Origin of the sequence: Serratia sp. LACPHL-BACT-2024-00286, assembly GCF_043109535.1 — a bacterium.
Taxonomy (GTDB): Bacteria; Pseudomonadota; Gammaproteobacteria; order Enterobacterales; family Enterobacteriaceae; genus Serratia; species Serratia sarumanii.
In genome coordinates this window covers 386,954-412,652 of sequence record NZ_JBICNA010000001.1, presented here as the reverse complement: position 1 = coordinate 412,652, position 25,699 = coordinate 386,954, and the positions used below count along the sequence as shown (strand labels likewise).

Sequence of the window (25,699 nt, the reverse complement as noted above, 5' to 3'; positions counted from 1 at the left end):
GGTTTTTTATTGCCCGTTATCAGGACAGTTTAAGGATCACCATCCCCATCAGCAGCAGCGCCAGGCCAATCCAGCCTTTGGCGTTCAACCGCTGGCCGAACATGATCCAGCCTGCGGCGATGGTGGCGGCGATACCGAAACCGCCCCACAGCGCATAAGCGATCGACAGATCGATGCCCTTCACCGCCTGCGCCAGGGCGCTGAACGCGCCGAGCACCGACAGCAGCGACAACAGCCCCAGCCAAATTTTACGGAAGCCGTCCGACATCTTCAGGAAGATGTTGGCGATGATTTCCAGCACGATCGCCAGCCCCAGGAACCCAATGTGGTACAACTCAAACTGTTGCATGGTTGTTACCTCGCGGGCTGACCTGTTTTCGCTCTTTGCGGGTACCGGATTTCACCAGCATGATGCCGGCGATCAGCGTAGCCAGACCCAGCACCTTCAGCGCCGAGATTGGCTCGTCGAACCACAGCACGCTGAACAGGGTAATGAACAGAATACCGATGCCTTCCCACAGCGCATAGGCCACGCCCAGCGCCACGCGTTTTACCGCTACGGACAGCAACACATAAGACGCGGTGATCATCACGTACATCACGATGTGCCCAATCATGCCGCCATTGACGCTGGCGTATTTCATCGACAAGGTGCCGATGATTTCGGTCATGATGGCCAAACCTAAAAAGATCCAATAAATCATAATTTTTCTCCCAAACGGCGAATAACGCGCGCCAAGGCATATTTATCCCGATTTATCTCGTCAAACGGCGCATTGCGGCGCGCAAGACGCAGAGATCCCTGGGGATAAACTGACCCAAACGCAAAAAGAATGTTTGCCCGGCTGAACGGTAGAGCGAAGGCGAAAGCCCGCTACCGGCACCGGTTAAGGGAGAAAGACGCTATAGCTCGCTGCACCAGTGATGCTCACTGGCAAGGATCGCAGACAGGAAGAGTTGGCACGTAGAGGTTCTGAGGGTAATTCCGTTAATAGTCATCATAATCGTTCTCTATTATCAGCCGCACACCGTGCGATTTGCCCAATATCCTCATGAAATTAAAATTTTCGACTGAGATATTTTTACCACAGCCAAAATAAGAAAGCAAACTGCCGTTTTCATAAAAATCGAAAAAAAACGGTTTAAAAATAAGAACGTTAATCACGATAAAAATTAAAAAAGGCTCAACGGAGCGTTGAGCCTTGCGATACTCGCGGCGCGCAAATAAGCGCCAACCCCAGGCGCGGCGCGGGTTACAACGCGGCCCCGCTGACGGCGCTGCGCGCCAGTTCAGTGATGCGCGCGTAGTCGCCGCTTTCGAGCGCGTCCGCCGGCACCAGCCAGGAACCGCCGATGCAAAGTACGCTGTTCAGCGCCAGATAATCGCGGTAGTTGTTCGGCGTAATGCCGCCGGTCGGGCAAAAACGCACCTGCGGGAACGGGCCGCCGATCGCCTGCAGCGCCTTCACGCCGCCGTTGGCTTCCGCCGGGAAGAATTTGAACTCGCGCAGGCCGTGATCCATGCCCTGCATCAGCTCGGAAACGGTGCTGATGCCCGGGATCAGCGGGATTGGCCCCGCCGTCGCCGCCTGCAGCAAGGCTTCGGTCAGCCCCGGGCTGATGGCGAACTGCGCTCCCGCCTCGGTCACCTCCCGCAGCTGCTGCGGATTGATCACCGTACCGGCGCCGATGATGGCCTCCGGCACCTCTTTGGCGATAGCGCGGATCGCCTCCAGCCCGCAGGCGGTGCGCAGCGTCACCTCCAATACCCGCACGCCGCCGGCAACCAGCGCTTTCGCCAGCGGCACCGCCTGCTCCAGCTTGTTGATCACGATAACAGGCACCACCGGCCCTGCCGTCAGGATCTGCTCGGCGCTGGTTTTCCAGTTTTTCATCGTTATTTCTCCATTACTCGCGGTTAACAATGGCACGCCCCTGCCACAGGGCTCCGCGCAAATGCGCGGACGTCCGGCCGTACCGTAAGTGATGTGGCCCACGCGCAGATCGCAGGCAAAAAAAAGCCGGCAGACAGGCTGCCGGCATTGCACATTACTCGAACTCGTTCCAGGAACGGCCGTCGCGGGTGATCATCGCCACCGAGGCCACCGGCCCCCAGGTGCCCGCCTGATAAGGCTTCGGCGCCTCGTTGTCGGCTTTCCATGCGTCCATGATGGAGTCGACCCACTTCCAGGCCTCTTCCACTTCATCGCGGCGCACAAACAGCGCCTGAATGCCGCGCATGGTCTCCAGCAGCAGGCGCTCGTAGGCGTCCGCCACGTGCTCCTGGTTGAAGGTTTCCGAGAAGCTCAGATCCAGCTTGGTGGTCTGCAGACGGTGCTTGTGATCCAGCCCCGGCACCTTGTTCAGCACCTGAATTTCGATGCCTTCGTCCGGCTGCAGGCGGATGGTCAGCTTGTTCTGCGGCAGCTGCTGGTAAGAATCGCTGAACAGGTTAAGCGGTGGGTTCTTGAAGTACACCACCACTTCCGAACATTTGGTCGGCAGACGTTTACCGGTACGCAGGTAGAACGGCACCCCGGCCCACTGCCAGTTGTCGATATCCACGCGGATGGAGACGAAAGTTTCGGTGCTGCTGCTCTTGTTCGCCCCTTCCTCTTCCAGATAACCCGGCACTTTCTTGCCCTGGACGAAACCGGCGGTGTACTGACCGCGCACGGTGGTTTCCCGTACATTGGTCTGATCGATGCGGCGCAGCGAACGCAGTACCTTCACCTTCTCGTCGCGGATACGGTCAGTGGTCAGATCCGCTGGCGGCGACATGGCGATCATGGTCAGGATCTGCAGCAGGTGGTTCTGGATCATGTCGCGCATCTGGCCGGCCTGGTCGAAGTAACCCCAACGCCCTTCGATGCCCACCTCTTCCGCCACGGTGATCTGCACCGAATCGATAGTGCGGTTATCCCAGTTGGATGCGAACAGCGAGTTGGCGAAACGCAGCGCCAACAGGTTCAGCACCGTCTCTTTGCCGAGATAGTGGTCGATACGGTAAACCTGGGATTCGTTGAAGTACTCCGCCACCTGGTCGTTGATCACGCGGGAAGACGCCAGATCGGTGCCCAGCGGCTTCTCCATCACCACGCGCGCCGGCTCATGGTTCAGTTTGGCTTCGCCCAACCCTTTGCAGATGGCGCCGAAGGTGCTTGGCGGCATGGCGAAGTAGTTGATGGTGGTGCGGTGTTTCTGATCCAGCATTTTACCCAATTTGGTAAAGTTCTTGCTGTCGTTGACGTCCAGATTGCAGAAGTCCAGGCGTGCGCTCAGCGTGGCCCAGAGTTCGTCATCCAGTTTTTCCTTCATGAAGGTGCCAAGCGCTTCCTTGACCACTTCGGTATAGGCTTTTTTATCCCACTCCGCGCGGCCGACGCCGATGATCCGCGTTTCCGGGTGGATGTGTCCGGCTTTCTCTAACTGGTACAGGGAAGGCAGCAGCTTACGGCGCGCCAAATCACCTTTCGCGCCGAAAATAACCAGGTCACACGCCTGGGCTGTAGAGGTTACCGCCATGTTCATCTCCTCGTTGCAGGATATTTGTAATTTTCTTACATTACTAATGTACTCTGTTTGACTACGGCCAGCAAACCCAGCGCAGAAGCAGAAAAAAAGACCTCAATATTCCAGTGGAAGCGCCAATGTGCGCCAGCGCCCTCGTCCCGGGCAAAACTGTAATTTTTCGTCTTTTTTGACGCTCTGTTACCATTATGAAAGTTAGACACAGGTCATATTCTGGTGAAAAAAGCCTGCATACGCCCTGTCGAGACTGCCAACGGTTACCAGCACGTAGTATATTTTCACTAAACCGGCATTGATTTCTCCTTTGTTTGAAATCGTCATACCCTATCGATTCCAGGTTACAGCCGCTCGTTTGGCGTCTGCTTGTACGGCGAACACGGGCGAGATTCGACGCTGTTGCTTGAAAGCCACAGGGATAAAACCATGAGTGACTCTCGTTATATGAATACGCTGGACAAAATCCAGAGCCATCTGGAACTCCTGAGCAAATCTGAAAGGAAAGTCGCCGAGGTGATCCTGGCCTCCCCGCAGACCGCCATTCACTCCAGCATCGCCACGCTGGCGCGCATGGCCGACGTCAGTGAACCCACCGTCAACCGTTTTTGCCGCCGCCTTGATACCAAAGGCTTTCCCGACTTCAAACTGCATCTCGCCCAAAGCCTGGCTAACGGCACGCCCTACGTAAACCGTAACGTCGAGGAAGACGACAGCGTCGATGCTTATACCAGCAAGATCTTCGAATCGGTCATGGCCAGCCTGGATACAGTAAAGGCAAATTTGGATATTGCCGCAATCAATCGTGCGGTTGACCTACTCACCCAGGCAAAAAAGATCTCTTTCTTCGGCCTGGGCGCCTCCGCGGCGGTAGCGCACGATGCGATGAACAAATTTTTCCGCTTCAACATTCCGGTGGTCTACTTCGATGACATCGTTATGCAGCGCATGAGCTGCATGAACTCCGGCGAAGGCGACGTGGTGGTGCTGATCTCACACACCGGCCGCACCAAGAATCTGGTGGAGATGGCCCACCTGGCGCGAGAAAACGACGCTACGGTACTGGCTATCACCTCGCGCGACACCCCGCTCGCCCAGGCGGCGACCCTCGCTCTGCTGCTCGACGTGCCCGAAGACACCGACGTTTACATGCCGATGGTGTCACGGATCGCGCAATTAACGCTCATTGACGTGCTCGCCACAGGATTTACCTTGCGCCGAGGGGCTAAATTCAGAGATAACTTGAAGCGGGTCAAAGAAGCGCTCAAAGAATCGCGCTTTGATAAAGGCGTGGTCATTCCCAACAGTTTTGATTCGTGACCCGACGAAGAAAAAATCGCCGTTCAACAGACATTTGAATGACGGCATCAGAGGCGGTACCCTGTTAACATGCTCATGCGGGTAACCCGGGTGAAATATCAGTGTTGTAAAATTACATTTCACGCCTGGTTTCGTTATCCGACGTTATCGCAACACCAATATTTGCTTCACCAGTCAACGGAGTAATACATGTCCAGACGGCTCAGAAGAACCAAAATCGTTACCACCCTGGGTCCGGCTACTGACCGCGACAATAATCTGGAAAAGATCATTGCCGCCGGCGCCAACGTAGTTCGGCTTAACTTCTCCCACGGCAGCCCGGAAGATCACCAGGCTCGCGCTGACAAAGTGCGCGAAATCGCCGCAAAACTGGGACGTCACGTCGCTATACTCGGCGATCTGCAAGGGCCGAAAATCCGCGTCTCCACCTTCAAGGAAGGCAAAATCTTCCTCAACGTGGGCGATAAATTCCTGCTGGACGCCAACCTGTCAAAAGGCGAAGGCGATAAAGAAAAAGTCGGTATCGACTATAAAGGCCTGCCTGCCGACGTGGTGCCGGGCGATGTCCTGCTGCTCGACGACGGCCGCGTTCAGTTGAAAGTGCTCGAAGTTCAGGGCATGAAAGTGTTTACCGAAGTGACCGTCGGCGGCCCGCTGTCCAACAACAAGGGCATCAATAAGCTCGGCGGTGGCCTGTCGGCCGAAGCGCTGACCGAAAAAGACAAGGCGGACATCGTGACCGCCGCCAAGATTGGCGTCGACTATCTGGCGGTTTCCTTCCCGCGCACCGGTGAAGACCTGAACTATGCCCGCCGCCTGGCGCGCGACGCCGGCTGCAACGCCAAGATCGTGTCCAAGGTTGAGCGTGCCGAAGCGGTCTGCAGCGACGAAGCGATGGACGACATTATTCTGGCCTCCGACGTGGTGATGGTTGCCCGTGGCGATCTCGGCGTCGAAATCGGCGATCCGGAACTGGTCGGCATTCAGAAGAAACTGATCCGCCGCGCCCGTACCCTGAACCGCGCGGTGATCACCGCAACTCAGATGATGGAGTCGATGATCACCAACCCGATGCCGACCCGCGCCGAAGTCATGGACGTGGCCAACGCCGTGCTGGACGGCACCGACGCCGTTATGCTGTCGGCGGAAACCGCCGCCGGCCAATACCCGGCGGAAACCGTGGCGGCGATGGCGCGCGTTTGTCTGGGCGCCGAGAAGATCCCGAGCATCAATGTTTCCAAACACCGCCTGGACGTGCAGTTCGACAACATCGAAGAAGCGATTGCCATGTCTTCGATGTATGCCGCCAACCACCTGAAAGGCGTTACCGCGCTGATCGCCATGACCGAGTCCGGCCGCACCGCGCTGATGATGTCGCGCATCAGCTCCGGCCTGCCGATCTTCGCCATGTCGCGTCATGAGCATACGCTGAACCTGACCGCGCTGTATCGCGGCGTGACGCCGGTGTATTTCGACAGCCACAAAGACGGCGTGATCGCCGCCAATGAAGCCGTCAATCGCCTGCGCGACAAGGGCTTCCTGGTCTCCGGCGATCTGGTGATCGTTACCCAGGGCGACGTGATGGAAACCGTCGGCACCACCAATACCAGCCGTATCCTGCGCGTCGAGTAATCCACGCCGCAGACGAAATGCCGGCCGGCTCACGTTGGCCGGCATTTTTTTTTTTGCCCCTGCACCGCCATGAACGACGGAGAACGCCATGCTCCACCAACACACTCCCGCAGCGAGCGGTGATGAGCTCGATCTCGACGGCCACGGCCTGACGCAGCTCGACGAGTCGCCGTTAGCCGGCCACGCGCTGCGCAAGATTAGCCTGTACGACAATCAGCTGACGGCCCTCCCTGTCGCCCTCTTCAGGCACCGAAATCTGCGGGTGCTGAATATCTCCTGCAATCAGCTCGACCGCCTGCCGCCGGAGATTGGCCAGTTGCAACAGCTCGAGATGTTCGACTTTGGCCACAATCGCGCAAACGAACTCCCCGAAGAACTGGGGCAGCTGCATCGGTTGAAATACCTCTATCTGAGCGATAACGGCTTTAGCGATCTGCCGCGCTCGCTGGCGCAGCTGCAGCAGTTGGTTTACCTCAACGCGACCGACAACCATTTAACCGTTTTGCCACAGGCGATACCGAGGCTGGCGGCATTGCAGGAGCTGCGTTTATACAACAACCGCATCGGCAACCTGCCCGCCGAAATCGGGCAACTGCACGCGCTGCGCGAACTGCATATCATGAAAAATGCCCTGACCTCGCTGCCGGCGGAAATGGCTCAGCTCGGTGAGCTGGAGATACTCGACGCGGCTAACAATGCCATCGCCGAGCTGCCGCAGGCCTTCTGTCGGCTGCCGCGGCTGAGCGAGCTGAACCTGCGTTTCAATCAGCTGACGCGCCTGCCGGAAAATATCGGCGAGCTGACGGCGCTGAGAAGTCTGGATCTGCGCGCCAACCGCCTGAGCGACCTGCCGGAAAGCCTCGGCGAACTGAGCCGCCTGCGCAAGCTGGACCTGCGCTGGAATGATTTCACCCGCACGCCTAAAGTCGTCGACATCCTGCGGGCTCGCGGCTGTAGGGTGCATATATGAAGAGACGCCGGCCGGATTGCGGCCCGGCCGGCGTTAGCGGCAGAAAGGATTAACGATACAGATCGTCGCGCGAGTAAGGTTCAACCTCCCCTTCCTTGCGCGTCTTCAGCAGTTTGAGGATCCAGGTATACTGCTCCGGATTCGGGCCCACCAGATTTTCCACTTCTTCATTCATGCGGCGGGCAATGCGCGGATCGTCGGCTTCGGCCAGATCGTCCATCGGCTCGCGAATATAAATATCCAGCATGCTGGTTTTGCCGTCGTACACCGGGAACAAAGGCACGATCGCCGCGCGACACACCTTCATCAGCCGCCCCACCGCCGGCAGCGTCGCCTTATAGGTGGCGAAGAAATCGACGAACTCGCTGTGCTCGGCGCCGTGATCCTGATCGGGCAGATAGTAACCCCAATACCCCTGCCGCACCGAACTGATAAACGGTTTGATGCCGTCGTTGCGCGCGTGCATGCGGCCGCCGAATTTACGCCGCACGGCGTTCCACAGGTAGTCGATCAGCTGATTGCGCTGGTTGTGGAACATCGCCGCCATCGGTTGGCCGCGCGCGGCCATCAGCATCGCCGGCACATCCACCGCCCAGCCGTGAGGCACCAGGAAAATCACGTTGCGTCCTTCCGCCCGGATCTTGTCCAACACCTCTTCACCGTGCCAACGCACGCGCTTGAGCACTTTCTCGGGCTTGGTGCAAGCCAGCTCAGCCATCAGCACCATCGACTGCGGCGCACAGGCGAACATCTGGTCGATAATGTGCTCGCGGTCGCTTTCCGGCAGCCCCGGCAAGCAATACAGCAGGTTGATGCGGGCACGACGGCGCGCGCCCTTCGCCAGCTTGCCGGCCAGTTTGCCGACCGCACCCAGCACCGGATCGCGCAGGCGCGCGGGCACCAGCGAAATGCCGGCCATCAGGCCGGTTCCCAACCACACGCCCCAGTAGCGCGGATATAAAAAGGCTTTTTGAAACTGCGGGATGAACTCTACGTTCGATTTCTTCTCGTTTTGCATGCACATGCTCTTAGCTTAGCGATTCGGCTAATCATAATTGCCATCACCGATTTTGCAATTAACAACCGCGAACCGCCCAGATAAAACAGCATCGGCCCGCAATCAGGCCGATGAAATTAGCGGCGCCGAAGCGCCGGAAAAAGGGCGGGCGTTAATCCAACTGCAGTTGAGGAACCACTTCCTTCACCTGCGCCAGATAATCGCTGCGGTCTTTGCCGCCCAGCCCTTCGGAACGCGGCAGCTTGGCCGTCAGCGGGTTCACCGCCTGTTGGCCGGTCCACAGTTCAAAGTGCAGGTGCGGCCCGGTGGAGCGGCCGGTGTTGCCGGAGAGCGCAATGCGATCGCCGCGTTTCACCTTCTGGCCCGGTTTCACCAGCAGCTTTTTCAGGTGCATATAGCGCGTGGTGTACTGGCGACCGTGACGGATCGCCACATAGTTGCCCGCTGCGCCGCTGCGCTTGGCGATCACCACTTCACCGTCGCCGACCGCCAGCACCGGCGTGCCGACCGGCATGGCGAAATCGACGCCTTTGTGCGGCGCCACGCGACCGGTCACCGGGTTCACGCGGCGCGGGTTGAAGTTGGAGGAGATGCGGAACTGTTTCATGGTCGGGAAACGCATGAAGCCGCGCGCCAGGCCTGAGCCCTGGCGATCGTAGAATTTGCCGTCTTCGGCGCGGATCGCGTAGTAATCCTTGCCGCCGGTGCGCAGACGCACGCCCAACAGCTGGCTTTGCGATTTCTTGCCGTCGAAATGCTCGCGCGACATCAGCACGGAGAACTGGTCGCCTTTGCGCAGCTTGCGGAAATCGAGCTGCCACTGCAGCGCCTTAATCACCGAGTTGATTTCGTTACGGCTCAGCCCGGCGTCGCCGGCGCTGCTGACAAAGCTGCCGTTGACCCGGCCGCTGATCACGTTGTTGCGCCATTCGCCCTGCTGCGCCTCTTTCGACTCTTTGAAGCTGTTGCCGACGCGGTCATAGGTGCGGGTTTCGCGGCGGGAAACTTCCCAGGTCAACTGCTGCAGATCGCCCGCATCGTTCACGGTCCACGACAGCTGTTGGCCAATCTTCAGATTACGCAGATCGCGGTTTTGCGAGGCAAGCAGCGTGACATCCGACATATCGATGCCATATTGCGTCAGAATGCTGCCGAGGGTGTCGCCGGTGGAAACCACATATTCATGCACGCCATCGTCGCCGGCGTCTTTCTGATCCAGCTCATCCTGCGGGATTTCGTCATCGGGAGTGGGTTGGTCGGCATCAATCGGCTCACTGGCTTCGGGGAGCAATGACCGCATCTGGCTGGATTCTAACTCGACGCTCTTGGCGATGGGATTGTGTTCTGGGTGGTAAACAAAAGGCCGCCAAACAGCGACGGCCAATGTGACGACTGTCAGCGACCCCAGCATGACGCGGTGGGGCCGAGGCAGGTTGTTATACGCCAGAGCGATAGTTCGGACTATCTGCTGCACTCGATATTATCCTCATAAGCTTTACTTCAGGCAGCTCACGTACTGGTTTGACAGCTGAGTCAGGAATTTCCCGTAGCTGTCCTTCCCCAGCGCGATGCCGACGCCCAGCGGGTCCAGCGTTCCGGAACGCACTTTGGTACCCTTGGCGACGGCATTGATTACGGCCGGCCTGAATTGTGGCTCAGCAAAAACGCATACCGCTTTCTGCTCAACCAACTGTGTTCGAATTTGGTGTAGGCGCTGTGCTCCAGGCTGAATTTCGGGATTGACGGTGAAATGGCCCAGCGGACTCAAACCGTAGTGTTTCTCAAAGTAGCCGTAAGCATCATGAAAAACAAAATAACCCTTACCTTGCACAGGCGTAAGCATGTTACCAACATTTTTGTCAGTTTGCGTCAGCAGATTCTCGAACTGGCGCAGGTTTGCGTCTAATTTGTCCTTATTTTGCGGCATAAGTTCCAACAATCTGTCGTGAATCGCGATCGCGGTCACTTTTGCTATCTCCGGCGACAGCCAAACGTGCATATTGTACTCGCCGTGATGATGCCCATGATCGTCATCGGCATGGTTATGCGCTTCGCCTGCATGATCATGATCGTCGTCCTCTTCGCCTTTCATCAGCAACGGCTTCACCGCCGGCAGTTCGCTGATGGCCAGCTTTCTGGTCGCCGAGATCGGCACCAGCGCCTTGTTCAGGAACGCTTCCATGTCCGGCCCAACCCACAGCACCAGGTCCGCGGAACGCAAGCGTTGGATATCGGAAGGACGCAACGCAAAATCGTGCGGTGAAGCGCCATCCGGCAGCAACACTTCGGTCGGCGTCACGCCATCGGCGATGGCCGAAGCGATAAAGCCCAACGGACGAATCGAGGTCACCACCGCCGCGGAAGCGCTGCTCAGCGGGCCGGCCATCAACAGTGCGCTGGCCAGCAGCGTGCGCTGCAGCCATTTATTTTTCTTTGCCATCATCAGTAATCCCATCGTTTTCATCAACAAGGCGTGATATTATAACATTCGCTTCGTTCTGCAACCTGTAATCTCGAGATGTCTACACTGATAACGCTAAAAAATATCTCCGTCGCCTTCGGCAGCCGCAAGGTGCTGTCGAACATTTCCCTCAGCCTGCAGCCCGGCCGTATTCTCACGCTGTTGGGCCCGAACGGCGCGGGCAAGTCTACGCTGGTGCGCGTGGTGCTGGGATTGGTCAAACCGACCGCCGGCACGCTGGAGCGTGAGCCCGATCTGCGCATCGGCTACGTGCCGCAAAAGTTGCACCTCGACGCCACCCTGCCGCTGACCGTCAGCCGCTTTATGCGCCTCAAGCCCGGCGTCAAGAAAGCCGACATTCTGCCGGCGCTCAAGCGCGTGCACGCCGCCCACCTGCTCGACCAGCCGATGCAAAAGCTCTCCGGCGGTGAAAACCAACGCGTGCTGCTGGCGCGAGCGCTGTTGAACAAACCGCAACTGCTGGTGCTGGACGAACCCACGCAGGGAGTGGACGTCAACGGTCAGCTGGCGCTCTACGATCTGATCGATCAACTGCGTAAAGAGCTGGGCTGCGCCGTGCTGATGGTGTCGCACGATCTGCATCTGGTGATGGCGAAAACCGACGAGGTCTTGTGCCTCAATCAGCACATCTGCTGCTCAGGGGCGCCGGAGGTGGTGTCGATGCATCCCGAATTCATCGCCATGTTCGGCAACCGCGGCGCAGAGCAGCTGGCGGTGTATCGCCACCATCACAATCACCGCCACGACCTGCAGGGAAGAATTGTCTTGAAGAAAACCGGGAGCCGCGAAGCATGATCGAACTGTTACTTCCCGGCTGGCTGGCCGGCGTGTTGTTGGCCGGCGCCGCCGGGCCGCTGGGCTCCTTCGTGGTCTGGCGCCGCATGTCCTACTTTGGCGATACCCTGGCGCACGCCTCGCTGCTCGGCGTCGCCTTTGGTCTGCTGCTCGACATCAATCCTTTCTATGCGGTGATCGCCATTACGCTGCTGCTGGCTCTGGCCCTGGTGTGGCTGGAACGCCGCCCGCAGCTTTCGGTGGATACCCTGCTCGGCATTCTGGCCCACAGCGCCCTGTCGCTGGGCCTGGTAGTGGTGGCGCTAATGTCCAACGTGCGGGTCGATCTGATGGCCTACCTGTTCGGCGATCTGCTGTCGGTCACGCTGAGCGATATCCTGATGATCGCCGGCGGCGTCGCCGTGGTGCTGTTGGTGCTGTGGTGGCAGTGGCGCGATCTGCTGTCGATGACCATCAGCCCGGAGCTGGCGCACGTCGACGGCGTCAATCTGGCGCGGGCGCGCACCGTGCTGATGCTGGTGACCGCGTTGACCATCGGCCTGGCGATGAAATTCGTCGGCGCGCTGATCATCACTTCGCTGCTGATCATTCCCGCAGCCACCGCTCGCCGCTTCGCGCACACGCCGGAACAGATGGCCGGCGTCGCGGTGCTGCTCGGCATGGTGGCCGTCACCGGCGGCCTGACTTTCTCGGCGTGTTACGATACGCCGGCCGGCCCTTCGGTAGTGCTCTGCGCCGCCGTGCTGTTCACGCTGAGCCTGTTCAAAAAACAGCAGGCTTGATTGAAGCCAGAACCAGAATATGACGAGGGCCGCAGATGCGGCCCTTTTGTATGGAGGATGGCAAACTTATGCTTCGCGTTCCAGCCCGAAATGCCGGTAGGCATGCTGGGTCGCCAAACGGCCGCGCGGCGTGCGCTGGATAAAGCCCTGCTGAATCAGGAACGGCTCGATCACGTCCTCGATGGTTTCGCGCTCTTCGCCGATCGCCGCCGCCAGGTTGTCCAGCCCGACCGGGCCGCCGGTAAACTTGTCGATAATCGCCAGCAGCAGCTTGCGATCCATATAGTCGAAACCTTCGGCATCGACGTTGAGCATATCGAGCGCCTGCGCCGCCACCGCGCCGCTGATCACGCCGTTGGCGCGCACCTCGGCAAAGTCGCGCACCCGGCGCAACAGGCGGTTGGCGATACGCGGCGTACCGCGCGCACGGCGAGCCACTTCATGGGCGCCCTCGTCGGACAGGTCCAGCCCCAGGCAGCCGGCGCTGCGCGAGACGATGTGCTGCAGATCCGCCACCTGATAAAACTCCAGCCGCTGGACAATGCCGAAGCGATCGCGCAGCGGCGAGGTCAGCGAGCCGGCGCGGGTGGTGGCGCCCACCAAGGTAAACGGCGGCAGATCGAGCTTAATCGAACGCGCCGCCGGCCCTTCACCGATCATGATATCCAGCTGATAGTCTTCCATCGCCGGATACAGCACCTCTTCCACCACCGGAGATAAACGGTGGATTTCGTCGATGAACAACACGTCGTGCGGTTCGAGGTTGGTCAGCATCGCCGCCAAATCGCCCGCCTTCTCCAGCACCGGGCCGGAGGTGGTGCGCAGATTCACGCCCATTTCGTTGGCCACGATGTTGGCCAGGGTGGTTTTCCCCAGGCCCGGCGGGCCGAAGATCAGCAGATGGTCGAGCGCGTCGCCGCGCTGCTTGGCCGCCTGGATGAAAATCTCCATCTGCTCGCGCACGTGCGGCTGGCCAACGTATTCGGTCAACAGCTTGGGACGAATGGCGCGATCGAGGACTTCTTCCTCGTTGATCGGTTCGGCGGAGATCAGGCGATCGGCTTCAATCATTATCTACCTCTTAGCGGCCTTACAAAGCCGCGCGCAGCGCGTCGCGGATCAGGGTCTCGCAGTCGGCGCCCGGTTTGGCAATTTTGCTGATCATGCGGCTGGCTTCCTGCGGCTTATAGCCCAGCGCCACCAACGCCGAGACAGCTTCGGCTTCTGCGTCCGCTTCCGGCGCGTTGGCGGCGGCGGACGGCAGGCTGATCTCGCTGCTGCTGTTGAACAGATCGCCGTTCAGCCCTTTGAAGCGGTCTTTCATCTCTACCACCAGGCGCTCGGCGGTTTTCTTGCCTACGCCCGGCAGCTTGACCAGCGCGGTGATCTCTTCGCGCTCCACCGCGCTGACGAACTGCTGCGCAGACATGCCCGACAGGATCGCCAACGCCAGTTTCGGCCCGACGCCGTTGACCTTGATCAGCTCGCGGAACAGCGCGCGTTCCTGCTTGTCGTTGAAACCATACAGCAGCTGCGCGTCTTCACGCACCACGAAGTGGGTAAACACGATGGCCTCTTGCCCCAGTTCCGGCAGCTCGTAAAAGCAGGTCATCGGCATGTGTACCTCATAGCCCACGCCGTTCGCCTCCAGTAACACCAGCGGCGGCTGCTTTTCCAGAATATTTCCTCTGAGACGACCTATCATTTACCCTCCTGCAGAATGACCGGGCATGGCGCCCTGCCATGCCGTTGCTGGTAAAGCTTATAACATAAAAAAGGCTGGATGAATATCCAGCCTGAGCAATCATCGCTTTGCGTCAGCGCAAACGCCCGCGCGCCAGGTTCAACCGCCCTTCGCTCATCCGCAGTACGTTCTGGCTGAGGTGGCAGTGGGTAATGGCGATGGCCAGGGCATCGGCGGCGTCCGCCTGCGGGTTGGCCGAGAGTTTGAGCAGCGAGCGCACCATGTGCTGTACCTGCGCCTTTTCGGCCGCGCCGGTGCCGACCACGGTCTGTTTGACCTGCCGCGCCGCATACTCGAACACTTCCAGATTCTGATTCACCGCCGCGACGATCGCGACGCCGCGCGCCTGGCCGAGCTTGAGCGCCGAGTCCGGGTTCTTGGCCATAAACACCTGTTCGATGGCGAAGAAATCGGGCTGAAACTGGGTGATGATCTCGCTGACGCCGGCGTAAATCAGCTTCAGCCGCGTCGGCATGTCGTCCACCACCGTGCGGATGCAGCCGCTGGCGATATAGCTCAACTGACGCCCCTGCTGGCGGATAAGGCCATAGCCGGTGACGCGTGAGCCGGGATCGATACCGAGTATGATCGCCATATCTACATCCACCTTGCATGCACGGCGCCGCCGAACGGCGGCGCCCGTTTTACCGGATTACAGCGTCGCCGCCACTTCGTCGGAGATTTCACCGTTATGGTAAACTTCCTGCACGTCGTCGCAGTCTTCCAGCATATCGATCAGGCGCAGCAGCTTAGGCGCGGTTTCCGCGTCCATGTCGGCCTTGGTCGATGGGATCATCGACACTTCCGCCGCTTCGGCTTCGAAGCCCGCCGCGGTCAGCGCGTCTTTCACCGCGCCCAGGCTTTCCCAGGCGGTGAACACATCGATGGCGCCGTCGTCATAGGTCACGATGTCTTCCGCACCGGCTTCCAGCGCCGCTTCCATCACGGTGTCTTCATCCAGGCCCGGTGCGTAGGTGATCACGCCCTTCTTGGTGAACAGGTAAGCCACGGAACCGTCGGTGCCGAGGTTGCCGCCGCATTTGGTGAAGGCGTGGCGCACTTCCGCCACGGTGCGGTTGCGGTTGTCGCTCAGGCATTCGATCATCACGGCGGTGCCGCCAGGGCCGTAACCTTCATAGATGATGGTTTCCATATTGGTATCATCATCGCCGCCCACGCCGCGCGCAATCGCACGGTTCATGGTGTCGCGCGTCATGTTGTTCGACAGCGCCTTGTCCATCGCCGCGCGCAGACGCGGGTTGGAATCCGGATCGCCGCCGCCCAGCTTGGCGGCCGTGACCAGCTCACGAATAATCTTGGTGAAAATTTTACCGCGCTTGGCGTCCTGCGCCGCTTTACGGTGCTTTGTGTTGGCCCACTTACTATGACCTGCCATAAAAAATCTCCGAAAAAAACTACTGGACTGAATTGATCACGAACTCTTCAATCGCCTGCTGATTGCTCCACGACTTGGTCAACTTCACGGCCTCGGCCGCCTCAAGCCATTGGTAAGCGTGATGCTCGGTAATCACCGGATCGCGCTCCTCGGGCAACGCCAGACAGAACCAGTGCTCTTTATTGCGCGTGGTTCCCGGCGCATAGCGATGTCGCAAATGGACAAAGAGTTCAAACTCCACGCAGCGCTGGCAATCGAACAACGGCAGGTGCTCTGCTTCGATATCGATGCCGACTTCTTCCATGACTTCACGCCGCGCGGCATGCGGTGGCGACTCATCCTGTTCCAGGCTGCCGGTGACCGACTGCCAGAACTCGGTATCGTCGCGCCGCTGTAACATCAGCACCCGACCACTGGATTTCGCGTAAATCACTACCAGGATAGATTCAGGGCGCTTGTAACTCATCACTCGCTCTCTTGTTCCGCACCGGCTTTCTTTACCACGCTGATCGCCAGCTCCTGCAGCGCAGCCGGGTTGGCGAAGCTCGGCGCGTCGGTCATCAGACAGGCCGCCGCGGTGGTTTTCGGGAAGGCGATGACGTTGCGGATGTTGTCGGTGCCGGTCAACAGCATCACCAGACGATCCAGGCCGAAGGCCAGGCCGGCGTGCGGCGGCGTACCGTACTTCAGCGCGTCCAGCAGGAAGCCGAACTTCTCGCGCTGTTCGTGTTCGTTAATGCCCAGAATGCTGAACACCGTCTGCTGCATTTCGCTACGGTGGATACGCACCGAACCGCCGCCCACTTCGTAACCGTTGATCACCATGTCATAGGCGTTGGCGATGGCGTTGACCGGCGCTGCCGCCAGCTCTTCCGGGCTCATGTCGCGTGGCGAGGTGAACGGGTGGTGCATGGCCGCCAGGCCGCCCTCTTCGTCTTCTTCGAACATCGGGAAGTCAACCACCCACAGCGGTGCCCAGCTGTCGAGTTGGGTCAGCGCCAGATCGCGCCCCAGCTTCAGGCGCAGCGCGCCCATCGCATCGGTGACAATCTTGACGCTGTCGGCGCCGAAGAACAGGATATCGCCGGTCTGCGCATCGGTGCGCGCCAGGATGCCTTCCAGCACGTCTGCACTGAGGAATTTGGCGATCGGGCTCTGCACGCCTTCCATGCCGGCGGCGCGGTCGTTGACCTTCAGCCACGCCAGGCCTTTGGCGCCGTAGATGTTGACGAAAGCGCCGTACTCGTCGATCTGCTTGCGGGTCAGCTGCGCGCCGCCCGGTACGCGGATCGCCGCCACGCGGCCTTTGGCGTCGTTGGCCGGGCCGGAGAAGACTTTAAACTCGACGTCTTTGACCAGGTCGGCCACGTCCACCAGCTCCAGCGGGTTACGCAGGTCCGGCTTGTCGGAGCCAAAGCGACGCATCGCTTCGGCGAAGGTCATGACCGGGAAATCGCCCAGATCCACGCCCTTCACGTCCAGCCACAGTTCGCGCGCCAACTTCTCCATCACTTCACGCACCTGATCGGCGGTCATGAAGGAGGTTTCGACGTCGATCTGGGTGAATTCAGGCTGACGGTCCGCACGCAGGTCTTCGTCGCGGAAGCATTTGACGATCTGGTAGTAACGATCGAAGCCGGACATCATCAGCAGCTGTTTGAACAGCTGCGGGGACTGCGGCAGCGCGTAGAATTTGCCCTTGTGTACGCGGCTCGGCACCAGGTAATCGCGGGCGCCTTCCGGCGTCGCCTTGGTCAGCATCGGCGTTTCGATATCGAGGAAGCCGTGGCTGTCCATGAAGCGGCGCACGAAGCTGGTGATTTTGGCGCGGGTCTTCAGACGCTCGGCCATTTCCGGGCGGCGCAGATCCAGGTAGCGGTATTTCAGGCGCGCTTCTTCGCTGTTGACCTGATTGGAGTCCAGCGGCAGCGGCTCGGAGCGGTTGATGATCTCCAGCGCGTGGGCGAACACTTCCACTTCGCCGGTGGCCATATCTTTATTGATCTGGCTGTCCGGACGCGCACGCACGGTGCCGACGATCTGGATGCAGAACTCATTGCGCAGGTCGTAGGCCTTGTCGAACGCCACTTTCTGGTCCGGATCGAAGAACACCTGCACGATGCCTTCGCGGTCGCGCATATCAATAAAGATCAGGCCGCCGAGATCGCGACGACGATTGACCCAACCACACAGAGTGACTTCCTGGCCCACGTGGGACAGATTCAACTGCCCGCAATATTCAGTACGCATACGCTATCCTTTTACACAGCCGATGCCGCGCCGGGCTACTGCGCCCCTGTCGCGCGGCTGTTATCTGATAAATTCTACTTGTTACCCGGTTTAAAATCCGTCGCATACCAGCCGGTGCCCTTAAGCTGGAAACCGGAGGATGAAATCAACTTGGTCAACGCGGGCTGCCCACACGCCGGGCAGTCTGCCAGCGGCGCATCGGAAAATTTTTGCAATTTCTCTAACCGATGGTTGCAAGCACCACATGCATATTCATAAATCGGCATAGGTCGTTGGATTAAAGAGTGTTGAAAAAAGGGAGTCATTATAAAGGAAATTCATCCGCCCGATAAGTGCGAACACAGCATTGTTACTGCACTAAATGGCGCGTTTTTGCTCGAATCAACACATCGGTTAACAAATTTCCCATTAACCTGCGACAGTTTTTTCACGTAGCCTGATTCTCCCCCGGTTTTGCGCCGAACGCAGCTCGCCCGGCGCGCCGAACAGTTTTTATCCACTTCGCAACGAGATGAAATCCATGCTGAAACTTGACGCCCAAACCACCGCTCTGGTGCTGATCGATTTGCAAAACGGCATTCTGCCCTACGCCGGCGGCCCGCACAGCGCCGACCAGGTGGTGGCGAACGCCGCCCTGCTGGCCGCCCGTTTTCGTCTGCTGGGCGCGCCGGTGCTGCTGGTGCGCGTCGGCTGGTCAGACTCCTTCGCCGAAGCGCTGAAACAGCCGGTGGACAAGCCGGCTCCCGCGCCCGCCGGCGGCTTGCCGGCCAGTTGGTGGGAGTTCCCCGCGCCGCTGGCGGTCTGCGACAGCGATATTCTGGTCACCAAGCGCCAATGGGGCGCCTTCTACGGCACCGATCTGGATTTGCAGCTGCGCCGTCGCGGCATCAAATCCGTGGTATTGGGCGGCATATCCACCAATATCGGCGTGGAATCCACCGCCCGCGCCGCCTGGGAACACGGCTATGAGCTGGTGATCGCCGAAGATGTCTGCAGCACGCAGAACGCGGAAATGCACCGTTTCGCGTTCGAACACATCTTCCCGCGTTTGGCGCGGGTGCGCGACACTGGCGAAATTCTTGCCGCGCTCGAGCGGTAACGTTAAGTTGTAGCCTGATAAGCCAAGGACAAGTAAAGGAAGACGACGCCGTGATCTACATCGGACTGCCGCAATGGCAACATGCAGCCTGGAATCGCATCGGGCTGCGTGATTTGGCGGATTACAGCCGCTATTTCAACTGCGTGGAAGGCAATACCACCTTCTACGCGCTGCCGAAGCTGGAAATCGTGCAGCGCTGGCGCGACATGACCGGTGACGATTTTCGCTTCTGCTTCAAATTCCCGTCGGACATCAGCCACAAGGCCGCTCTGCGCAACTGCGCCGCCGAGCTGCAGGCGTTTTACCACTGCCTGAGCCCGGTGCATCAACGCATCGGCCAACTGTGGCTGCAGTTGCCCGCCGCCTTCGGCCCTGACGAGCTGCCGCGCATGTGGCAGTTCTTCGCAAGCCTGCCGAAGGAATTCACCTACGGCGTAGAAGTGCGTCATCCGGCGTTTTTCGCCAAGGGCGAGGAAGAGCGTGCGCTGAATCAGGGATTGCACCAGCGCGGCATCAATCGGGTGATCCTCGACAGCCGCCCGGTGCATCACGCCGCCCCCAACACCGCCGCCGTGCGCGATGCCCAGCAGAAAAAGCCGAAGCTGCCGGTGCACGCTCTGGTCACCGCCGACCAACCGCTGGTGCGCTTTATCGGCGGTGACCAATTGGCCGACAACCTGCGCTGGTTCGACGCCTGGCAGCAAAAACTGCCGCTGTGGCAGCAACAGCATCAGCCCTATCTGTTTATTCATACGCCGGACAACGGCGATTCGCCCCAGCAGGCGCAAAAAATTTGGCAGCAGCTACGGCTGGCGATCCCCGATTTGCCTGCGCCGCCGGACTGGCCAGAACAAGATGCACTGTTTTGACCTATTAATCTGACCAATAACATCAAATATTTCCCCGCGACAGTGAATACAATGACGGCTATGATGCTGGCTGCCAGTTTTGGTTAGGGAACGGAGTTAAAAATGGTAAGCGCGCTTTATGTGGTGCTCGGCGCATTGTTGTTGATCAAACTCTCTTATGACGTAGTCAGATTAAGGATGCAGTACCGCGTAGCCTATGGCGACGGCGGTTTCTACGAATTGCAGACCGCCATCCGCGTGCATGGCAACGCCGTTGAATACATTCCGATTGCTGCCGTCTTGCTGGTGATTATGGAAATGAACGGCGCGGAAATCTGGATGATTCACCTTTGCGGCCTGATGCTGATGGCCGGGCGACTGGTGCATTACTACGGTTTACGCAACCGCGAGGTTCGCTGGCGCCGTTCGGGCATGGCCGCGACCTATATCTCTTTGTTGTTGATGGTTCTGGCAAATATCTTCTATCTGCCCTGGGATCTGATTTTCAGCCTGCACTGATCCCGTTTTATCATCAGGCGGCCGCGCCGCCTGCTTCCGCTCCGCTTTTTTGCGCTTTTCTGTTAGACTACGCAGCTTCGAATTCTGAACTGATTTGCCGCTATGCCAAACCGCGATACCCTTTTTTCCGCCCCCATCGCCAAACTGGGCGACTGGACCTTTGACGAACGCGTCGCCGAAGTGTTCCCCGACATGATCCAACGCTCCGTTCCCGGCTATTCCAACATCATATCGATGATCGGCATGCTGGCCGAGCGCTTTGTGCAACCCGACAGCCGGGTGTATGACCTGGGCTGCTCGCTGGGCGCGGCGACGCTGTCGATGCGGCGGAATATCAAGGTGCCCGGCTGCAATATCGTCGCCGTCGACAATTCGCCGGCGATGGTGGAACGTTGCCGCCGCCATATCGATGCCTTCCGCGCCGACACGCCGGTCGATGTCATCGAAGCCGACATTCGCGACATCGAGATCGAGAACGCCTCGATGGTGGTACTGAACTTTACGCTGCAGTTCCTCGAACCGGCCGATCGCCTGCGTCTGCTGGAGAAAATCTATCGTGGCCTGCGCCCGGGCGGCGCACTGGTGCTGTCGGAGAAGTTCAGCTTTGAGGACGCTGAAGTCGGCGAGCTGCTGTTCAACATGCACCACGATTTCAAACGCGCCAACGGGTACAGCGAGCTGGAGATCAGCCAAAAACGCAGCATGCTGGAAAACGTGATGCTCACCGACTCGGTGGAAGCGCACAAGGCGCGCCTGCAACATGCCGGGTTCGAGCATGCCGAAGTGTGGTTCCAATGCTTCAACTTCGGTTCGCTGATCGCCCTGAAAGCGGGGGATGCGCAATGATCGAGTTCGGTGATTTCTATCAACGCATCGCCAAAAGCCCCCTCAGCCATTGGCTGGACACGCTGCCTGCGCAGCTGAGCGCCTGGCAACGCGAATCGCTGCACGGCAAATTCAAACAGTGGTTCAACTCGGTCGAGCATTTGCCGACGCTGACCCCAACCCGCCTCGATCTGCTGCACGGCGTGCGCGCCGAGATGGAGCCGGGTCTGTCGCCGGGCCAGCTTGAAGGCATCGAGAAAATGCTGCGCACCCTGATGCCATGGCGTAAAGGGCCCTTCTCGCTGTATGGCATCGATATCGATACCGAATGGCATTCCGACTGGAAGTGGGATCGCGTGCTGCCGCACATTTCCCCGCTGGCCGGCCGCACCATTCTCGACGTCGGCTGCGGCAGCGGTTATCACCTGTGGCGCATGATTGGCGCCGGCGCACACCTCGCCGTCGGCATCGATCCGATGCAGCTGTTCCTGTGTCAGTTCGAAGCGGTGCGCAAGCTATTAGGCGGCGATCAGCGCGCCCACCTGCTGCCGCTCGGCATCGAGCAGTTGCCGGAATTGGCGGCATTCGACACCGTGTTCTCGATGGGGGTGCTGTATCACCGCCGCTCGCCGCTCGATCATCTGTATCAGCTGAAAAACCAGCTGGTGGCTGAAGGTGAACTGGTGCTGGAAACGCTGGTGGTGGAAGGCGATCGCCACCAGGTGCTGGTGCCGGGCGATCGTTATGCGCAGATGCGCAACGTGTATTTCATCCCTTCCGCCGAGGCGCTGAAATGCTGGTTGGAGAAGTGCGGCTTCGTCGACGTGAAGATCGCCGATATGTGCGTCACCAGCCTCGAAGAACAGCGCCGCACCGGCTGGATGACCAGCGAATCACTGGCCGAATTCCTCGATCCGAACGATCGCAGCAAAACGATCGAAGGCTATCCGGCGCCCCTGCGCGCCGTGCTGACCGCCAAAAAGCCCTAGCGCTCGCTAATCGGGCCGGCCTGGGCCGGCCCGACGTTACCCGTTGTTGACATCGACAATCCGCAGCTCATACACCATGGTCGCGTTCGGCGGGATCTGCGGCGCATAGCCCGTTTCACCGTACGCCAACGCCGGCGGCACCACCATCGTCAGCGAACCATGATTTTTCAGATGGCCGATCGCCTCGCGGAACAACGGCGGATAGGCAGAGAGCGGCTGTGACATCACCTTCCCACTGCGATCCATATCCTGAATCACGCTGCCGTCGGTTAAACTTTCCTTCACCACGATGTCCACCCGCGCGTTTTCCTTAATGGCTTCATCACCCGCATAATCGATGCGATACCAGAAACCGGAAGGCGACTTCTGCGTGCCCTTTTTCTTTTTAAACTCGGTGACGAACGCCTCGCCCTTGCTGGTTTGCATCTTCGCTGCCTGGTTCCGGGCGTCGTTCACCGCTTTTTCCGACTCCGCCAGCGCACGGGTCAACTGCGCATCGCTTAGCTGGTAATGGCCGTTGAAGGTATCGATCACGCCCGCCAGCAGCACGGTTTTATCGGGATTGATGCCCCAATTTTTACGCTCCGCCAGCATCGTTTGAATATCGCGCCCCAAAGCGACACCGGCAGCATAGCTCTGTTGCGCCGGCTTTTTCTCGAGCGCCTGTGCATCCGGCAGCCATTTGGCGCGAGAGCGCAGCCCATCCAGCTCCTCACGCAATGCCTGCTGCGTTTGGTTGGCGTCCGCTAGCGCCAATGCGTTTTTTTTCGCCTGCTCCGTCGTTTTCGCCAGTTGCAGCGTTGATTTTCCGCTTTCCGCCACCGCCGTTGCCAGCCGCTGCGCCAATGCCTTCGCCTGCTCGGTTTGCGTCTTGTTTTTTTCCTGTAGCTGCGCCAGCTGTTGCTGAAGTTCACCCGTCGCCTTGGCGGCTTCCGCCTTTTGCTGTTCCAGCGCCGTTTTCAGGCTTTTCTCTTGCCGCTCGGCCTGTTGGCGTTGTTCATCCAGCTCTTTCTGCCGCAGTGCCAGCTGCTGCTGAAGTTCTCCCGTCGCCTTGGCGGCTTCCGCCTTCTGTTGCGCCAGCGCGGTCTTCAGGCTTTTCTCTTGCTGCCCATCCTGTTGCCGTTGATCCTCCTGCTCTTTTTGCAGTTGCGCCAGCTGCTGTTGCAATGCGCCCAGTGCCTTGGCGGCTTCCGCCTTCTGTTGCGCCAGCTCAGCGGCGGCCGCTTGTTTGTCCTGCTCATAACGCTGGCGCGCTTTATCGTTGGCGGTCTGCGCCGCCGTCAGTTTCTCCTGCCAGGCGCTATCCGCCTGTTCAGGCAACGCCACCAGCCGTTGTTCCAGCAAGGCGATACGCCGATCGCGCTCCTCGGTTTGTTGTTTTTCCTGCGCTAACGCTGCCTGCGCCTCGGCGATCTGCGCCTGAGCCTTGCGCTCCTGCGGCGTCAGGTTCAGCGCCCGTCGCACGCCGCTGGCGAAGTCGCTCAACGCGCTCAGATCGGGAGCAGCTGTCGGTTTATCGGCAGTCGTCAGGGACGACGCAACCCGCAACGCGGTCAGCTCCTGCTGCAGTGATTGAATAGCGGTTTGCTGTTGCTCCAATCGAGCCTCTTTCTCGCGCAGCGTCTTTTGCAACTGCGCCAGTTGCTTTCTCTGCGAGCTCGTTTCACGCGGTTGAACCGGCCGGGGCGCCGGCTTTTGGGTTTCCTGGGAGGGAGTAACCGCGGCGTCAGCTGCCGGGGCGTCCTGCCGCTGGTAGCGCTCGGCGAACTGCAGTAATGCCGGCACATCGTCATCCGCTGCGGCCATCGCTGGCGCAAACGCCAGCGGTATCATCAGGCTCAGTAATGCCTTTCTCGCTCGAGGGGTCATTGGGCGCGCTCTCCGCGCTCAGCCAGGCCGGTCATCATGGCAGAACTGATGTCTGCGCACAGACGGCTGGTGCGGTAACGATACAGGGCGTCGACGGTTTCCTGCGTGCCCGTGTTGACCCGCTGGCGCACCCCGGCATACTGCGCGGCGCCGCCCATCAAGGTATCGAATTCGCGTTTGAATTTTTGGTATTTTTCGTTATCCATGCCGCGCATGGCATCCAACTCGCGCTGGCACTGCTGTATACGCTCGGCTTCACGCTGCCGCTTGTCTTGTTCCGCAATGTCTTCTGCACTGGGCGGCTTACTTAATGTAGAAACAGGCCGCTTGGCGGTCTGGCAGCCGCTCAGGGTCAAGGTCAGCAAAAGCGCAGCGGTCAAACAGTGTGCCGTTCGGGTCATTATCGTTATCTCCTTGTTAAGTCCGCCGCCAACGCGCTCCGCGGCTGCATCGACGGCTCTCCTCATTAATGCTGTGATGTTCCGGCCATAGGCCGGCGATGAACGGGTATGAAAATGCAGACGTGGCGATGAGCGGCAGAGCGCAAATCATTCACCACGAAAATGCATACCAAAAAATCATTTAATATTATGATATTTAAAGGATTTTAACTCACAAACTTATCAGCAGGGCATGATGAGCGCAAGAAGAGATGGGGGGCAGTGCGACAGAGAAACAGCGTGAAACGGGCACCGCGTCTTCGCAAGACATAAAAAAAGCCCCGGCAAAACGCCGGGGCCTGGTACTTGCGTGATCGCCGAGGGCTCAGTGACACGCAAAGGGGTCTTACGGCCCGGAAACCGGTTGTCAAACGCGGTTAGCTGCGTGTTTATGCGCTTTGCGCCAGGGGATCAACCAAGGCCAGCGCGTTTTTCATCGCCTCCACCATTTCGCCATCCACGCAATAATGGCTAAATTCGTCAAACTCGTTATCGGAGCACATGGTGACGCCCGCCTTGCGGTAACGCATGGTCGACGGCACCAGGTGACCGGAAGAGCTGTGCAGTTCATGCAGGCCAATATCGACAAACTTGTGCAGATTGCTGAGGCGCACGCCGGCACCCGCCATGATTACCGGGCCCTGACTGGCCTGGCGCAAATCGCGCAGCAACGGCAGGCCCAGTTCGGCGCTCTGCTGCTGGCCGGAAGTCAGAATGCGCGCCACGCCCAGCTCGCTCAGTTGCTCCAACGCCACCATCGGGTTCTGGCACATGTCGAACGCGCGATGGAACGTCACCGCCATGCCCTCGCACAGCCTCATCACTTCGCGCATGCGCGGCAGATCGATGTGCCCTTCTTCGTCCAGCATGCCAACCACTACGCCGGGGAACCCCATCTCGCGGATCTGGCGGAGATCCTGTTTGATCACCTCGAAATCCACCGCGCCGTAGCAGAAATCGCCACCGCGAGGGCGAACGATCGGATGCACCGGGATCGAAACCCGCTCGCGCGCCAGACGCAGCGTGCCATAGCTCGGCGTCAATCCCCCCTCGCTCTGGCTGGCGCACAACTCAATGCGATCGGCGCCCGCCCGTTCGGCCGTCAGCGCACAGTCGACGCTAAAGCAACAAACTTCCAGTTTTATCATTGTCACCCCCAGATAACGGCCAACATACGGCGGCAATTGTTCATTTCT

27 protein-coding genes are annotated in these 25,699 nt (G+C 59.3%); 10 read left to right on the top strand and 17 right to left on the bottom strand.

Translation table 11 applies throughout. From position 1 onward, the window contains the following. Window positions 1-19 precede the first annotated feature (19 nt). From mdtI to zwf, 4 genes are all read right to left on the bottom strand, one after another. On the bottom strand, window positions 20-349 hold the full coding sequence (gene mdtI / locus ACF8MC_RS02035) for a multidrug/spermidine efflux SMR transporter subunit MdtI (RefSeq protein ID WP_033634839.1): 330 nt from the start codon (window positions 347-349) through the stop codon (window positions 20-22). After that, entirely contained in the window at window positions 336-704 is a 369-nt protein-coding gene (gene mdtJ / locus ACF8MC_RS02030) for a multidrug/spermidine efflux SMR transporter subunit MdtJ (RefSeq protein ID WP_033634840.1), read from the bottom strand. Before mdtJ ends, mdtI begins: the two co-directional genes overlap by 14 nt. A gap of 549 nt (window positions 705-1,253) precedes the next feature. After that, complete coding sequence (locus tag ACF8MC_RS02025) at window positions 1,254-1,895, bottom strand: bifunctional 4-hydroxy-2-oxoglutarate aldolase/2-dehydro-3-deoxy-phosphogluconate aldolase (RefSeq protein ID WP_033634842.1); 642 nt, start codon at window positions 1,893-1,895, stop codon at window positions 1,254-1,256. Window positions 1,896-2,049: 154 nt separating this feature from the next. Next, window positions 2,050-3,525, bottom strand: a complete 1,476-nt coding sequence (gene zwf, locus ACF8MC_RS02020) for a glucose-6-phosphate dehydrogenase (RefSeq protein ID WP_033634844.1) — start codon at window positions 3,523-3,525, stop codon at window positions 2,050-2,052. Between the two features lie 447 nt (window positions 3,526-3,972). On the opposite strand from zwf, the gene ACF8MC_RS02015 reads away from it, so the two are divergent. The 3 genes from ACF8MC_RS02015 (at window position 3,973) to ACF8MC_RS02005 (ending at window position 7,447) form a co-directional block, all read left to right on the top strand. Then, window positions 3,973-4,845: a MurR/RpiR family transcriptional regulator gene (locus ACF8MC_RS02015; RefSeq protein WP_033634845.1), complete on the top strand. Its 873-nt coding sequence runs from the start codon at window positions 3,973-3,975 to the stop codon at window positions 4,843-4,845. Between the two features lie 189 nt (window positions 4,846-5,034). Then, window positions 5,035-6,477: a pyruvate kinase gene (pyk, locus tag ACF8MC_RS02010; RefSeq protein ID WP_019452801.1), complete on the top strand. Its 1,443-nt coding sequence runs from the start codon at window positions 5,035-5,037 to the stop codon at window positions 6,475-6,477. An 88-nt stretch (window positions 6,478-6,565) separates the two neighbouring features. Next, window positions 6,566-7,447, top strand: coding sequence for a leucine-rich repeat domain-containing protein (locus ACF8MC_RS02005; protein WP_041035471.1), 882 nt, complete (start codon window positions 6,566-6,568; stop codon window positions 7,445-7,447). A gap of 49 nt (window positions 7,448-7,496) precedes the next feature. Here the strand turns inward: ACF8MC_RS02005 and lpxM are convergent, their stop codons facing one another. From lpxM to znuA, 3 genes are all read right to left on the bottom strand, one after another. Beyond that, window positions 7,497-8,465 (bottom strand): lauroyl-Kdo(2)-lipid IV(A) myristoyltransferase, encoded by a 969-nt coding sequence (lpxM, locus tag ACF8MC_RS02000; RefSeq protein WP_164104811.1) that lies wholly within the window; start codon window positions 8,463-8,465, stop codon window positions 7,497-7,499. Window positions 8,466-8,616: 151 nt separating this feature from the next. After that, window positions 8,617-9,939, bottom strand: a complete 1,323-nt coding sequence (gene mepM / locus ACF8MC_RS01995) for a murein DD-endopeptidase MepM (protein WP_033654402.1) — start codon at window positions 9,937-9,939, stop codon at window positions 8,617-8,619. A gap of 21 nt (window positions 9,940-9,960) precedes the next feature. Further along, window positions 9,961-10,905, bottom strand: coding sequence for a zinc ABC transporter substrate-binding protein ZnuA (gene znuA / locus ACF8MC_RS01990; protein ID WP_033654440.1), 945 nt, complete (start codon window positions 10,903-10,905; stop codon window positions 9,961-9,963). 78 nt (window positions 10,906-10,983) lie between these two features. Between znuA and znuC the strand changes: the two genes are divergently transcribed. Continuing rightward, on the top strand, window positions 10,984-11,742 hold the full coding sequence (gene znuC / locus ACF8MC_RS01985; RefSeq protein WP_004932357.1) for a zinc ABC transporter ATP-binding protein ZnuC: 759 nt from the start codon (window positions 10,984-10,986) through the stop codon (window positions 11,740-11,742). Beyond that, entirely contained in the window at window positions 11,739-12,524 is a 786-nt protein-coding gene (znuB, locus tag ACF8MC_RS01980; RefSeq protein WP_060427422.1) for a zinc ABC transporter permease subunit ZnuB, read from the top strand. The genes znuC and znuB overlap by 4 nt, the downstream gene beginning before the upstream one ends. Window positions 12,525-12,590: 66 nt before the next feature. Here znuB and ruvB read toward each other — a convergent pair whose 3' ends face one another. From ruvB to ACF8MC_RS01945, 7 genes are all read right to left on the bottom strand, one after another. Further along, the gene (gene ruvB, locus ACF8MC_RS01975) at window positions 12,591-13,595 is read right to left on the bottom strand and encodes a Holliday junction branch migration DNA helicase RuvB (RefSeq protein ID WP_049196087.1); all 1,005 of its coding nucleotides are present in this window, start codon (window positions 13,593-13,595) and stop codon (window positions 12,591-12,593) included. Window positions 13,596-13,614: 19 nt separating this feature from the next. Beyond that, on the bottom strand, window positions 13,615-14,229 hold the full coding sequence (ruvA, locus tag ACF8MC_RS01970; protein ID WP_033634852.1) for a Holliday junction branch migration protein RuvA: 615 nt from the start codon (window positions 14,227-14,229) through the stop codon (window positions 13,615-13,617). A 112-nt stretch (window positions 14,230-14,341) separates the two neighbouring features. Beyond that, a complete protein-coding gene (ruvC, locus tag ACF8MC_RS01965) occupies window positions 14,342-14,863 on the bottom strand; it encodes a crossover junction endodeoxyribonuclease RuvC (RefSeq protein WP_004932367.1) in 522 nt (173 codons plus the stop codon). 57 nt (window positions 14,864-14,920) lie between these two features. Continuing rightward, window positions 14,921-15,664 carry a YebC/PmpR family DNA-binding transcriptional regulator gene (locus tag ACF8MC_RS01960; protein WP_033647638.1) on the bottom strand — a complete coding sequence of 248 codons (744 nt, stop codon included), beginning with the start codon at window positions 15,662-15,664 and terminating at the stop codon, window positions 14,921-14,923. A gap of 19 nt (window positions 15,665-15,683) precedes the next feature. Continuing rightward, window positions 15,684-16,130, bottom strand: coding sequence for a dihydroneopterin triphosphate diphosphatase (gene nudB / locus ACF8MC_RS01955; RefSeq protein ID WP_004932373.1), 447 nt, complete (start codon window positions 16,128-16,130; stop codon window positions 15,684-15,686). Continuing rightward, window positions 16,130-17,914, bottom strand: coding sequence for an aspartate--tRNA ligase (aspS, locus tag ACF8MC_RS01950; RefSeq protein ID WP_392423142.1), 1,785 nt, complete (start codon window positions 17,912-17,914; stop codon window positions 16,130-16,132). The genes nudB and aspS overlap by 1 nt, the downstream gene beginning before the upstream one ends. Window positions 17,915-17,988: 74 nt before the next feature. Next, window positions 17,989-18,180 (bottom strand): FmdB family zinc ribbon protein, encoded by a 192-nt coding sequence (locus ACF8MC_RS01945; protein ID WP_033632845.1) that lies wholly within the window; start codon window positions 18,178-18,180, stop codon window positions 17,989-17,991. A gap of 254 nt (window positions 18,181-18,434) precedes the next feature. Here ACF8MC_RS01945 and ACF8MC_RS01940 point away from each other — a divergent pair, with 254 nt between their 5' ends. The 5 genes from ACF8MC_RS01940 to cmoB all read left to right on the top strand — a co-directional run bounded on the left by ACF8MC_RS01940 (window position 18,435) and on the right by cmoB (window position 22,194). After that, window positions 18,435-19,013 (top strand): hydrolase, encoded by a 579-nt coding sequence (locus ACF8MC_RS01940; protein WP_164104812.1) that lies wholly within the window; start codon window positions 18,435-18,437, stop codon window positions 19,011-19,013. Between the two features lie 53 nt (window positions 19,014-19,066). Continuing rightward, the gene (locus ACF8MC_RS01935; protein ID WP_139286539.1) at window positions 19,067-19,882 is read left to right on the top strand and encodes a DUF72 domain-containing protein; all 816 of its coding nucleotides are present in this window, start codon (window positions 19,067-19,069) and stop codon (window positions 19,880-19,882) included. Between the two features lie 102 nt (window positions 19,883-19,984). Further along, a complete protein-coding gene (locus ACF8MC_RS01930; RefSeq protein ID WP_004932387.1) occupies window positions 19,985-20,380 on the top strand; it encodes an MAPEG family protein in 396 nt (131 codons plus the stop codon). 102 nt (window positions 20,381-20,482) lie between these two features. Beyond that, window positions 20,483-21,226 carry a carboxy-S-adenosyl-L-methionine synthase CmoA gene (cmoA, locus tag ACF8MC_RS01925; protein ID WP_164104813.1) on the top strand — a complete coding sequence of 248 codons (744 nt, stop codon included), beginning with the start codon at window positions 20,483-20,485 and terminating at the stop codon, window positions 21,224-21,226. Beyond that, window positions 21,223-22,194, top strand: coding sequence for a tRNA 5-methoxyuridine(34)/uridine 5-oxyacetic acid(34) synthase CmoB (gene cmoB / locus ACF8MC_RS01920; protein ID WP_033634857.1), 972 nt, complete (start codon window positions 21,223-21,225; stop codon window positions 22,192-22,194). The genes cmoA and cmoB overlap by 4 nt, the downstream gene beginning before the upstream one ends. Window positions 22,195-22,230: 36 nt before the next feature. Here the strand turns inward: cmoB and ACF8MC_RS01915 are convergent, their stop codons facing one another. From ACF8MC_RS01915 to cutC, 3 genes are all read right to left on the bottom strand, one after another. Continuing rightward, on the bottom strand, window positions 22,231-24,063 hold the full coding sequence (locus ACF8MC_RS01915; RefSeq protein WP_164104814.1) for an FKBP-type peptidyl-prolyl cis-trans isomerase N-terminal domain-containing protein: 1,833 nt from the start codon (window positions 24,061-24,063) through the stop codon (window positions 22,231-22,233). After that, complete coding sequence (locus tag ACF8MC_RS01910; protein WP_033654407.1) at window positions 24,060-24,464, bottom strand: hypothetical protein; 405 nt, start codon at window positions 24,462-24,464, stop codon at window positions 24,060-24,062. The genes ACF8MC_RS01915 and ACF8MC_RS01910 overlap by 4 nt, the downstream gene beginning before the upstream one ends. Window positions 24,465-24,892: 428 nt before the next feature. Next, window positions 24,893-25,651 carry a copper homeostasis protein CutC gene (gene cutC / locus ACF8MC_RS01905; RefSeq protein ID WP_033634860.1) on the bottom strand — a complete coding sequence of 253 codons (759 nt, stop codon included), beginning with the start codon at window positions 25,649-25,651 and terminating at the stop codon, window positions 24,893-24,895. Window positions 25,652-25,699: the final 48 nt, after the last annotated feature.